Below are 12,484 nucleotides of genomic sequence, written 5' to 3'. Positions count from 1 at the left end.
CTGACCCCTAATCCAAGAGAAAAATGAGGATGCCACGATGGCAATTGGCCGGAAAATCGGAAAAATAGTGGGTTGGACCGTCGCGGTTCTGCTCGTGCTGATCGCCGTTCTGGTGATCGTGTTCCTGACTTTCGACTGGAATCGCGCGAGACCGTGGATTGACGACAAGGTTTCGCAAGCCATTGGCCGGGAGTTCCAGATCACCGGCGATCTGAAGGTCGGCTGGCAGCGCCCGCCCAATGAAACCGGCTGGCGCCGATGGGTTCCGTGGCCCCGTTTTTCCGCCGAAAAGATCACGGTCGCCAATCCGGACTGGACCAAACAGAAATACTTCGCGACACTGGACGAAATCGATTTCCAGGTCGAGATATTGCCGCTGCTCGCGCGCAATATCGTTATTCCATCCATCAATCTGGTGAACCCGTCGGTTGATCTCGAACGCCTGAAAGACAACCGCAATAACTGGACATTCAAGTTCAAGCAATCCACGGAACCGTCGACGTGGAATCTGCAGCTTCACGATATCGCGCTGAATAAAGGCAATATCGCCTACGCCGATGAAATCACGAAAGCGGACATGCAGGCGGTCGTGAACACGCTTGGCCAGATGATTCCTATTGGCGACGTGATGAAGCAGCAGGAAGCTGCATCGCAGAAATCGTCCGCGGAGCAGGTGGGCAAGAGCGGCGCGAAAAAGCTCAACCAGCAAGTCGATAAAGCCGCGGCATCGGAAGCGGCAGCGGCCTCGGCGGCGTCCGCCGCAGCCGCCGCCAACGCGAGCGCGCCGAACCCCGCGAGCGTTTCCGCCAACACGAGCATCACGACCAAGGACGCGCCCAAGCCCCCGGTGCCGCCGTATGGCATTGGCTGGTCGGTCAAGGGGAAGTACAACAACGTAGCGGTATCCGGCGATGGCAAGGTGGGCGGCGTGCTGGCCTTGCAGGACGCAATGCGCCCGTTCCCGGTGCAGGCGGACGTTCGTATCGGCGACACGCATATTGCGTTTGTGGGCACGGTGACGGACCCGGCGCATCTGGCCGCGCTCGACCTGCGCCTCTGGCTGCAAGGCGTGAGTCTCGATCACCTCTATCCGATTGTTGGCGTAACCTTGCCGACCACACCGCCATACGCCACGGAAGGGCGTCTGGTCGGCCAGTTCCGCGAGGACGGCAACGTCTTCAAGTACGAAAACTTCACCGGCCGGGTGGGCGGCAGCGATCTTAACGGATCACTGACGTTCGTCGGGCGCAAGCCGCGTCCGTTGCTTTCGGGCGAGCTTGTGTCGAACCTTCTTCAATTCTCGGATCTTGCGCCGATTATCGGTGCCGATTCCAACGCAAACAAGGCCAAGCGCGGCGAAACCGAGAAGCAGCCTTCCGCGAAAGCATTGCCGACCGAAGAATTCAAGACGGACCGCTGGAAGGCCATTGACGCCGACGTGAAGTTCACCGGCCGCAAGATCGTCAAGGATCCAGCGCTGCCGATCTCGGATCTTTACACGCATGTCGTGATGAAGGACGGCGTGTTGTCGTTCGAACCGCTGAAGTTCGGCGTGGCGGGGGGAACGTTGTCGTCGGACATTCATCTGGATGGCAGCGGCGTGCCGCTCAAGGGCCGTTTCTCGACATCGGCGCGGCATCTGAAGTTGAAGCAGCTCTTGCCGACCGTCAAGACGATGCAATCGGCTTTGGGCGAAGTGAATGGCGACGCGGCGCTGTCCGCGACCGGCAATTCTCCTGCCGCGCTCGCCGGCACGATGAATGGCGAGGTGAAAACGCTCGTCACCGATGGCACCGTCAGCCGGCTTTATATGGAGGCGGCTGGCCTGAACGTGGCGAACGCGGTGTACGAGAAACTCTTCGGCAAGCGTGACGTGAAAATCAACTGCGCTGCGGCTGATTTCGTGGCGACCAACGGCGTGCTTGAATCGCGCGTATTCGCCCTCGATACCGACGACGCCGTGATCAACATGGACGGCACCATCAATCTCAAGACCGAGGAGATGAATCTGGGCATTCATCCGCATACGAAGGGCTTCCGGGTGTTTTCGCTGCGCTCGCCGCTTTATGTGAAGGGCACGTTCAAGGACCCGCATGTGGGCGTGGATGCGGGTGCGCTGGCAGCGCGTGGCGCAGCGGCGGTTGGGCTCGGATTGTTGAATCCATTCGCCGCACTGATTCCGTTGATCGCGCCGAGTAACAACAAGCCGTTGCCGTGTACGCAAATGCTTGCGGACATGCGGCAAGCGCCATCCGCGCCGCCGCCCGGGCAAAAACAAAAAGCGAAGGGCGCGCCCGGATATATGGAACCGGGTGTGTCGAATCCGGCGGCGGCATCGGCTCCGGCATCCACCGGCGCGAAGGGCGCGAAGGCCCAGCCGGCAGCGCCGTCGCCAGCTAGTGCGGCGGCGTATCGAGGAAGCTGAAGGTCGGCTGAAGCTAGCCGCTATAACAAGAAATGCGCATCAAAATGCGCATTTTTTGTATTTTATCGACATAAGCGCAGAATTATGCGCAAAACCGCTTTTTGAAAACCTCTCCAAAAATTTAATTTGAGCAGTATAGTGCTCAAATTAAAGATGCTGACTATAATTGCGCATTATGACGCGCAAAAATCCCAACCCTATTGGAAATGGTGAACGAGTCGCGGACGAACTACGTACGCTTCGTCGCGAGCACCGCATGAGCCAGCAGACGCTTGCTGAACGCGCAGGCGTGTCGCGGCGCACGATCACCAATGCGGAAACCGCGCAGAACGTCGGACTTCACGAGTTCTGCAGGATGGCGAATGCGCTCGGTTACGACCTGACCTTGCGACCCAAGGACACGGTCGTCTACGAAGACCTGGACTTCTTCTTTCGGGAGGAGGAATGAGCACGCCTCCCGCAGGGTTCGACCTCGAAACCCTCTTCGACAAAATTCGTCAACTCGATGTACACACGCCTCAAGGCATCGCGGGATTGCTGGCGAAAGAAAGCACCTTCGTTTTCAATTACGGCGACGTCGAGGCAAGCGCCGCCGTATCGCTGACCATGCCCGTCCGCCGAAAGAGCTACAGCAGCGGTGCGTTGATGAGCGTATTCGCAATGAACAGGCCGGAAGGTTATCTGCGCTACATCATCGAAGAACGGCTGGCGAGGTTTGGCACGCCGAGCGATATGTTCCTGCTGTTTCTCGCCGGCCGGAACCAGATTGGCCGCCTGACGTATGCGCTGCGCGGCGAATCGGTGCCCGAAGGCGAGGGCGAGCGGCTGGACGAATTGCTGTCGTCGCCGTCGGGTCAACTCTTCGAGCGGCTGGTGAGCAAGTACGCATTGGGTTCCGGCATTTCGGGCGTGCAGCCCAAGACCGTCGTGCCGCTGTTGCCGGCTTCCGGGGTTGCATCCGCCGAAGCAGCCACCATCGATTCGCATGCAGCACTGCCCCTCAAGACGGTCATCGTGAAATCGGAGGGCGACGATTTTCCGGGCATCGCGCGCAACGAGTTTCTTTGTATGTCGGTCGCGCTCGAAGCAGGCTTTGAAGTGCCGGATTTCTGGCTCTCCGACGACGGCCTGCTGTTTGTCATGGCTCGTTTCGACCGCACGCCGGATGGCGCCGCGCTTGGTTTCGAAGATATGAGCGTGCTGACAGGCAACGATAAATATCGCGGCAGCTACGAAATGATCGCGAGGGCGGTCGAGGTTTACACCGGCGCTGATTTTCGCGCGCAGGCCATCCGGCTGTTCGAACGCGTTGCGTTGTCGTGCTTTCTTCGCGACGGCGATGCCCATATGAAAAACATCGGCATCGTGTATGAGAATCCGACCGGAGCGCGCCGGCTTTCGCCAATTTACGACGTCGTCTGCACGGGGATCTATCCGTCACTCGATGGCCGCATGGCATTGAACCTGAATAAATCCAAAGTGTTTCCTGTGCCCGCACAACTTGTGGCGTACGGCGAGCGCCTTGGTCTGAAGGGCGCCGAGGCGCAGGCGGTATTGTTGCGTATCGACGCCGCATTTGAAAGGGTCGTCAACCGGCTCACCGCCGACGAACGGTATCAAGACGATCTGCTCGCGCGCATTCATGGCGAGGTCCGCCGCACAGGTCCGTTGCCGGTCACGAAGCCAAAGCGGCCGGCTGGCGGCGCTCACTGAACGCAAGCGCTTGGCTTGAGATCGGCGTTTTTAAATCGCCGTTATTTCGCGGCTGCGTTCAGTAAGTCAGGTGCCGAGCTGCGCCAATCATCACGCCCATGAATATTTCTTGGGTATGACCCGTGCGGTCACGACTCGCGAATCTGTCCCACGCTTCGTGTATCAAAACGAATCGCTCTCGTTTTTCTGCAAAAAATCAAAGAGTTGCGGACATAGGCCCATGCTTGTCCACAGGGCCGTCCACAGTTTGTGTGCACAACCTGGCGTGACACCAATCTCCGAATGCTTTTTTCGAACACTTTGAAGCGGTGACTGAAAACCGTTTGTTTTCAATATGGGCCGCCGCTTATCAGCACGTTATCAACAGAGTGCTCCCCAATTTCTGTGTATAAGTTTTGTCCGCGTTTCGAACCCTTGCTCGATATAAACAAAACCCGCATTGGCAGATAACCAACAAATATCTCCATATCAATTCGCAGGTTGTTTTGTTTTCCGTCTTAAAATTGCGCCGGCGTTTCTTTGTCCGGACGCGGATCCAACCATAAAGGTTCATGCGTGAAGCAGTTGACCATTCGAAATCGAATACTTGCGAGCTTTGGCTTGATCCTGGCTTTGATGCTGGTGATGGCCGTGGTGTCCTACGCGTTGTTCCGCGACATCGATCGCGACGCACAGAGCCAGGAAGCCGATTTTTCACCGGGCGTATATCTCGCCACGACGATTCGCGCGTCCTGGTTCGAGAACTACACGGTGACGCAGCGCCTGATATACATCGACGCCGAGCCCGACCAGATCAAGCGTGACACGCAGCGTGCAGCAGAAACCAAGGAGTCGCTCGACAAGCTGATGGACAAGTACGCCGCGACCATTTTCGATGACGACGACCGGCGTCTCTTCAACGATTTCAAGCAGCAACGCACGCTCTACGCACCGATCCAGGCGCAGATCCTCGCGGACTTGCCTGTATCGAAGGCCGCGGCTGCGACAGCCTTCAACACACAGCTCACGCCGATCTGGGAGGCGGGACGGACGGCCGTTCGCGAGCTGGTGGAACTGAACAATGCGCAGCAGATCAAGTCGGCACAGAGCATTCGCCATTCGGTCACGAAAGCTGAAATCACGTTGCTCGTCGTGTTGCTCGTGACATTTTTCGTGGCGGCGTGGGCGGGCTTCCTGTTGCTCAAGGCCATCACGATCCCAATGCAGCGTCTGGTCGAAGTCGTCGATGCAATGCGGACCGGCGATCTTTCGCAACGGCTGCACCTCGATCGCGGCGATGAATTCAGCACGCTCGGCGCAGGTTTTAACCGCATGACCGACGAACTGACCGGCCTGGTCGGACAGGCGCAGAAGTCGGCGCTCCAGGTGACGACCTCGGTGGCGGAAATCGCCGCGACCGCTCGGGAACAGCAAGCCACGGCAAGCGAGACCGCCGCGACAACCACTGAAATTGGCGCGACGTCGCGGGAAATTTTCGCGACCTCGCGCGATCTCGTGCGCACCATGAACGAAGTCTCGGGCGTGGCCGAGCAGTCCGCGCAACTCGCAGGCACGGGGCAAATCGGCCTCACGCGCATGGAAGACACCATGCGCCTCGTGATGGAAGCGGCCGGTTCGGTGAACGGCAAGCTCGCGATCCTCAACGAACGCGCGAGCAACATCAATCAGGTGGTCGCCACCATTACGAAGGTCGCCGACCAGACCAACTTGCTGTCGCTGAACGCGGCTATCGAAGCGGAGAAGGCGGGCGAATACGGGCGCGGTTTCGCGGTGGTGGCGACCGAGATTCGCCGGCTTGCGGACCAGACGGCGGTCGCCACTTTCGATATCGAACAGATGGTGAAAGAGATCCAGTCGGCGGTGGCCGCGGGCGTGATGGGCATGGACAAGTTTTCGGAAGAAGTGCGGCGCGGCATGACCGACGTGCAGCAGGTGGGCGGTCAGTTGTCGCAGATCATCATGCAGGTCCAGACGCTCGCACCGCGTTTCGTGATGGTCAACGAAGGCATGCAGACGCAGGCGAGCGGCGCCGATCAGATCACGCAAGCGCTCGCGCAATTGTCCGAGGCCGCGCAGCAAACAGCGGAGTCGCTGCGCCAGTCGACCCAAGCTATCGATGATCTCACGCATACCGCCAACGGCCTGCGCACGGGTGTTTCGCGTTTCAAAGTGGCGACCTGAAGACCTGAAACGGCCATGCTCTTCGTCCAGTTCACGCTCGATCACGACCGCTACGTCCTCGACAGCTCGCAGATCGAACGGATGCTGCCGCTCGTGCCACTGAAAACCATGCCGGGCGTGCCGGCCTGGGTGGCGGGCATTTTCGAGCATGAGGGTGCGCCGGTGCCAGTCATCGACCTGGCGGCGCTTGCGCTCGGGCGCCGCTCGCTCGAACGTTTATCGACACGCCTCGCGCTGGTGTATTACCCGCACAAGACGCCTGCGGGCGTGGAGCAGCGGCGGCTTGCAATCATGCTTGAGCGCGCCATCCGCACGCTTTCCCTTGATGCAACCGCGTTCAGCCACTCAGGTGTGGAAGCGGCGCAAGCCCGGTATCTCGGGCCGCTTGCGCGCGACGCGCAGGGCTTCGTGCAGTGGGTCCGGGTCGAACATCTGCTGCCGGATCACGTACGGGCGCAACTCTTCACCGAAAGCGCGGCATGAATCACGACCTCATCCCCAGCCCAATCCGCCGGCCGCTCGACGCGCTTCACGAAAGCACGCGCGAACCGTTGCCGCGCGAGCAGGTCGCGCGCTTTGCGGCGTTGCTGCATCGGACCATCGGGCTGGATGCGGCGTCCATTGGCGAAAACGCGATCGAGCGCGCCGTGGCGGACCAGTTCGCCGCGTGGCGCGCGATCGACGCTTCGAACGTCGACGCCTTGGGTATCGATGATTTCTGGGTTGCCGTGAACGGCGTACCGCAGCAGATGCAGGCGTTGATTGAGTCGGTGGTCGTGCCGGAGACGTGGTTTTTCCGCAATGGCGAAGCATTCAACGCGCTCGTCACGCTCGTGCGCACGCGACTTGCTGAGCAGCCGTTCAAGCCGGTGCGCATCCTGAGCATGCCGTGCTCGACGGGCGAGGAGGCGTACACCATTGCCATGGCGCTTCTCGACGCGGGGATTGCGCCGGAGCGCTTTACTATCGACGCCATCGACATCAGCGGCCACGCGCTCGATTTCGCGCGCGCGGCAAGCTACGGCAGCAATGCGTTCCGCAGCCGCGCGCTTGGATTTCGCGACCGCCACTTCAAGGCATCGGGAGATCTTTGGCGGCTTTCGCCCGACGTCGCGGAGCGCGTGCGCTTTCGCCAGGCGAACCTGCTCACGCTCGATGCGAAGGCGTTCGAACCGTTCGACTTCGTGTTTTGCCGCAATGTGCTGATCTACTTCGACCGCGAGACGCAGCGCAACGCGGTGACTGTGCTGGATGGGCTGCTCGCGCCCGGCGGAACGCTCTTTGTCGGACCGGCGGAAACCGGCTTGATGATGCGCGAAGGAATGGCGTCGGCGAAACTCGCGCTTGCGTTTGCGTTCCGGCGGCCGGAGAAAGGCCGCACATCGTTCGACAACACCCGCAGCCCTGGCCTGCAGGACACGGGGACGCTGGCGCTGTACGGCGCCATTGCGAAGGCGGAACGTGAAATGGAATTCCAGGCGCAATACGGCGCGCCACGACACGCCTCCGCAAGCTTGAATCTCGCCGCGGCGAACACCTTCACGTTGCGGGCGGGCGCGCTGCTGAGCGAATCAAGCGGATTGGGCAGATCCCAGCCCGGCGCGACGCGTCCGGTGTTAGTTCCCGCTTCGAGGACGCAACCGCCGCGAGCGTTGCAAGCGTCAACACTGATGCAGCAAAAACACGGCACGCTGGAGCAGGCGCACGCCCTGGCCGATGGCGGCTCCTTGTCCGAAGCGTCGGTTGTCGCACGCGCGTATCTCAAGGCCAATCCGTCGAGCGCGGACGCGTATTACCTGCTGGGCGTGCTCGCCGATGCACAAGGCGCGCAGACCGAGGCGCGCGGCCACTACAAACGCGCGCTGTATCTCGATCCCGGGCATGCCGAAGCGTTGACGCATCTGGCTGCCGTACTGGGGCTGGAGGGCGATCGCGCGGGCGCCCAGTTGCTGCTGGCACGCGCAGGACGGGCACTGGGAGGACGCGATGCGTGATGTCCATGCTCCGCTCCCGGATCCACTTCGCGAGACCGCTGGAGCCGCGCCCATCGACGATTGCTGGAACCGCACTGGCGTGCGCGGCGACGGCTCGTGTTCGCGCCTGCCAGGCCATGTCCATTGCCGCAATTGTCCCGTGCACGATGCCGCGGCGGCGCGCGTGCTCGACCGCGAGCGAACCGTGGATAGGGAGATCGAAAATCAGCCGCCGCATTCGCTGACCACGCAACCCTTCACCAGTCGAACCGCGCGGGAAGCCGATACCACGTCGTGGCTCGTGTTTCGTATCGGCGAAGAATGGCTCGGGCTGCCCACGGCCATCTTCCAGCAGGTCGCGCAACTGAGGCCGATCCACTCGCTGCCGCACCGGCGGCATCGGGCCGTGCTTGGGGTGGTGAACATCCGCGGGGCGCTGCTCGTGTGCGCCTCGCTCGCGCGGCTTTTCGGGATCGAGTCGGAATTCGCTCAGGACGGACGGCGCGAAGGCTCGCAACAGGCCGTCGATGCCCGCGATCTCGCACGCCTGCTCGTGGTCGAACCCGCAGCCGATGGCAGCCAGCGCGGCGAGCTTGCGAACCCGACCGTGTTTCCGGTCGATGCCGTCGATGGTGTGCATCGATTCGCGCGCGCCGATTTCCAGGAAGTCCCCGCGACCATCGCGAGCATGTCCGCCTCGCATGCGATCGCGGTCACGGCGTGCAAGGGCGTGACGGTCGGTTTGCTCGACGCCGCCAAGCTGTTCGAAACCCTGAACCGGAGCCTGACATGAGCGGCGCCTCGCTCGTCGACCTGTTTCGCGAGGAAGCACGCACGCAGGCGCAGATCCTGAGCGACGGCCTGCTCGCGCTCGAACGCGCGCCCCGCGATTCGGTCACGCTCGAAGCCTGCATGCGCGCCGCGCATTCGCTGAAGGGCGCGGCGCGGATTGTTGGCATACCGGTCGGCGTAAGCCTCGCGCACGTCATGGAGGATTGCTTCGTCGGCGCGCAGCAGGGGCGCGTGAACGTGGACGCCGCCATGATCGACGTGCTGCTGGCGGGCGTCGACCTGATCGTGCGGATTGGCCAGGCTTCCGGCGACGAAACCGTGCCGCAAGCGGAGGTGGCTACGTTCGTCGATGAACTGAACGGGCGGATGAACGGCGACGCGTTTGAGGTCGACAGGCCTTCGTCCGAGACGCCGGTTACCGACGCGTTTTTTGGTCTATCGAAGGAATTGACGCTTGCCGCGCCGGTTTCCGAGGACATGCCACGCGGGCCCGAACCCGAGCGCCCGCTGCCAGTCTGGTCGCCTGCCGAACAACGTGAATCGACCCGCATGCTGCGCGTGCGTACGGATACCCTTGACCGCCTGCTCAGCCATTCGGGCGAATCGCTGGTGGAATCGCGCTGGCTCAAGCCGTTCGCGCAATCCATGCTGCGCGTGAAGCGCATTCAGCGCGACGCCAGCCGGGCGCTCGATTTCCTGCATGAATCGCTGACGGAATCATCGCGGAGTTCGAATCCCGAATCCGGCATGACGCCGACTGCCGCGCTCGACGTGCGCACGCTCGCCGCGCTCGATGAAATCCGCCGCCTCAATGCCGAAGCGCAGCGACAGTTGGGCGAGCGCCTGGTCGAACTCGAAAACTACGACCGCCGTGCAACGCATCTCTCGCAGCAGCTTTACGACGAAGCGCTCGAATGCCGGATGCGTCCTTTCGTCGACGCCACCGGCGGTTTTGCGCGCATGGTCCGCGACGTCGCCCGCTCGCTCGATAAACAGGTGCGCCTCGTGATCGCGGGCGAAACCACGGAAGTGGACCGCGACATCCTCGACATGCTCGAAGCGCCGCTCGGCCATTTGTTGCGCAACGCGGTGGATCACGGCATTGAGGCGCCGTCGATCCGCCAGGCGCTCGGCAAGCCGCCCGAGGGCACGATCACGCTCGAGGCGCGCCACCGCGCGGGATCGCTTTTCATCAGCGTGAGCGATGACGGCGGTGGCGTCGATCTGGCCGCGCTGCGCCGGGCGATCGTGCAAAAACGCCTGTCCAGCGAGACGACGGCGGCGCGTCTGTCGGAAGCCGAATTGCTCGAATTCCTGTTTCTCCCCGGCTTTTCCATGCGCGATACGGTCACCGACGTTTCCGGCCGCGGCGTCGGTCTCGACGCGGTGCACGACGTCGTGCGCCAGGTGCGCGGCAGCTTGCGCGTCACGCAGGAAGCGCTGGCCGGCACGCGTTTCCTGATGCAACTGCCGCTGACGTTGTCGGTGATCCGCAGCCTGATCGTCGAAATCGATGGCGAGCCTTACGGCCTGCCGCTCGCGCATGTCGTGCGCACGCTCGTGTTGCCGCGTGCATCAATCGAACTGCTCGAAGGCCATCAGCATTTCGAGTTCGAAGGCCGGCGGCTCGGCATTGTCACGGCGCACCAGATCCTGCGCGCCGGCACGTTCAATGCCGCCGGCAACGCGCTCAATGTGGTCGTGATCGGGCAGGGCGCGGCGACCTACGGCGTGGTGGTCGACCGGTTCCTCGGCGAGCGCATGCTGGTCGTGCAGCCGCTCGACAAACGCCTGGGCAAGGTCCCCAACATAGCAGCGGGCGCGTTGATGGAAAACGGCGATCCGCTCCTGATCGCCGATCTCGATGATTGGCTGCGCGCCGTGGAAAAGCTGGTTGTCGATGGTGAACTCGGCCGCGTTTCGCAAGGTACGGCCCAGGCGGCCGCCGTGCCGAAAAAGCGCGTGCTGGTGGTCGACGACTCGCTGACCGTGCGTGAACTCGAACGCAAGCTACTCGCGAGCCGCGGTTACGACGTGACCATTGCAGTCGATGGCATGGACGGTTGGAACGCGGTGCGCAGCGATCGTTTCGATCTGGTGATCACGGACATCGACATGCCGCGGCTGGACGGTATTGAACTGGTGGCGCTGATCCGGCGCGATCCGCAACTGCGCGACACGCCGGTCATGATCGTGTCGTACAAGGACCGCGCGGAAGACCGTCAGCGCGGGCTGGATGCGGGCGCGGATTACTATCTGGCCAAAGGCAGTTTCCACGATCAAACCCTGCTCGATGCCGTGCGCGACCTGATCGGCGAGGCGCAGCCGTGATCACCCACCCGTAAAACGAGAGACCGAAGGGGCGCGCAATGAAGATCGGAATTGTGAACGACATGCCGCTTGCAGTGGAAGCCATGCGCTCGGCGCTGGCGACGCGGGATGATTTCGAAGTGATCTGGGTCGCGACCGACGGTGAGCAGGCCGTGGACTACTGCACGGCGCAGAAGCCCGATGTCGTCCTGATGGATCTCGTGATGCCGCACATGGACGGCACGGAAGCCACGCGGCGCATCATGCGCCAGGCGCCGTGCGCGATCCTGATCGTGACCGTGGATGTAGGTGCAAACGCGTGGCGCGTGTACGAGGCAATGGGCGCGGGTGCGCTCGATGCTGTCGATACACCCGCGCTCGCGGGTCCCGACGCGAAGCGCGGAATCGCCGCGCTGATCGCCAAGATCGATCAGATCGGGGCGCAGCAGCGCGCGAAAGCGGCAGCGAATCCACTGGACGCCGCGCCGCGTATAACATCCGGCACCGCCTTGCTCGCGATTGGCGCGTCGGCAGGCGGCCCCGGTGCGCTTGCCGTGCTGCTCGCCGCGCTGCCTGCCGATTTCACGCCGGCGACGGTCATCGTGCAGCATGTGGATCAGGCGTTTGCCGTCGGCATGGCCGACTGGCTGAACGCGCAGTCCAGATTGCCGGTGCGCGTGGCGCGCGAGGGCGAGCGCCCGGAGCCGGGCAAAGTGCTGCTGGCGGCAACCAACGACCACCTGCATTTTGGCGCCGGTAACCGGCTCGCCTACACGGAAGACCCGATGTCGACGCCATACCGGCCTTCCATTGATGTGTTTTTCAACAGCGTGGTCGCGCGCTGGAACGGCAACGCGGTCGGCGTGCTCCTGACCGGCATGGGCCGGGACGGCGCCGCAGGCCTGGCCGCCATGCGTGCGAACGGATATCACACGATCGCGCAGGACGAGGCGACGTGCGCCGTATATGGCATGCCGAAAGCGGCTGCCGCGATCAATGCGGCCGTTTCCATCCTGCCGCTTCAGAACATCGCGAACGCCGTGGTCGGTGCGTTCGCATCGTCGCGCAGGCGAGGCATTTGAACTTTCGC

General features: G+C 62.4%; 9 protein-coding genes. All 9 read left to right on the top strand.

Translation table 11 applies throughout. The features are described from left to right. Positions 1-37 precede the first annotated feature (37 nt). The 9 genes from ACRWA7_RS25240 to ACRWA7_RS25200 all read left to right on the top strand — a co-directional run bounded on the left by ACRWA7_RS25240 (position 38) and on the right by ACRWA7_RS25200 (position 12,476). Positions 38-2,425 (top strand): AsmA family protein, encoded by a 2,388-nt coding sequence (locus tag ACRWA7_RS25240; RefSeq protein WP_438392981.1) that lies wholly within the window; start codon positions 38-40, stop codon positions 2,423-2,425. A gap of 175 nt (positions 2,426-2,600) precedes the next feature. After that, the gene (locus tag ACRWA7_RS25235) at positions 2,601-2,873 is read left to right on the top strand and encodes a helix-turn-helix domain-containing protein (protein ID WP_438392979.1); all 273 of its coding nucleotides are present in this window, start codon (positions 2,601-2,603) and stop codon (positions 2,871-2,873) included. Next, positions 2,870-4,138: a type II toxin-antitoxin system HipA family toxin gene (locus tag ACRWA7_RS25230; RefSeq protein ID WP_438392978.1), complete on the top strand. Its 1,269-nt coding sequence runs from the start codon at positions 2,870-2,872 to the stop codon at positions 4,136-4,138. The genes ACRWA7_RS25235 and ACRWA7_RS25230 overlap by 4 nt, the downstream gene beginning before the upstream one ends. Before the next feature lie 519 nt (positions 4,139-4,657). Then, positions 4,658-6,319 carry a methyl-accepting chemotaxis protein gene (locus ACRWA7_RS25225; protein WP_438392976.1) on the top strand — a complete coding sequence of 554 codons (1,662 nt, stop codon included), beginning with the start codon at positions 4,658-4,660 and terminating at the stop codon, positions 6,317-6,319. 15 nt (positions 6,320-6,334) lie between these two features. Then, entirely contained in the window at positions 6,335-6,802 is a 468-nt protein-coding gene (locus ACRWA7_RS25220) for a chemotaxis protein CheW (RefSeq protein WP_438392975.1), read from the top strand. Continuing rightward, positions 6,799-8,313 carry a CheR family methyltransferase gene (locus ACRWA7_RS25215; RefSeq protein ID WP_438392973.1) on the top strand — a complete coding sequence of 505 codons (1,515 nt, stop codon included), beginning with the start codon at positions 6,799-6,801 and terminating at the stop codon, positions 8,311-8,313. Before ACRWA7_RS25220 ends, ACRWA7_RS25215 begins: the two co-directional genes overlap by 4 nt. Continuing rightward, positions 8,306-9,085 (top strand): chemotaxis protein CheW, encoded by a 780-nt coding sequence (locus tag ACRWA7_RS25210; protein WP_438392972.1) that lies wholly within the window; start codon positions 8,306-8,308, stop codon positions 9,083-9,085. The genes ACRWA7_RS25215 and ACRWA7_RS25210 overlap by 8 nt, the downstream gene beginning before the upstream one ends. Then, positions 9,082-11,415 carry a hybrid sensor histidine kinase/response regulator gene (locus ACRWA7_RS25205; protein ID WP_438392970.1) on the top strand — a complete coding sequence of 778 codons (2,334 nt, stop codon included), beginning with the start codon at positions 9,082-9,084 and terminating at the stop codon, positions 11,413-11,415. Before ACRWA7_RS25210 ends, ACRWA7_RS25205 begins: the two co-directional genes overlap by 4 nt. Before the next feature lie 38 nt (positions 11,416-11,453). After that, complete coding sequence (locus ACRWA7_RS25200; RefSeq protein WP_438392969.1) at positions 11,454-12,476, top strand: chemotaxis response regulator protein-glutamate methylesterase; 1,023 nt, start codon at positions 11,454-11,456, stop codon at positions 12,474-12,476. Positions 12,477-12,484: the final 8 nt, after the last annotated feature.

This window comes from Caballeronia sp. DA-9 (assembly GCF_051615025.1).
Lineage (GTDB): Bacteria > Pseudomonadota > Gammaproteobacteria > Burkholderiales > Burkholderiaceae > Caballeronia > Caballeronia sordidicola.
Note: the sequence above shows the minus strand (reverse complement) of the source record. Positions and strands in the feature narration are given on the sequence as shown.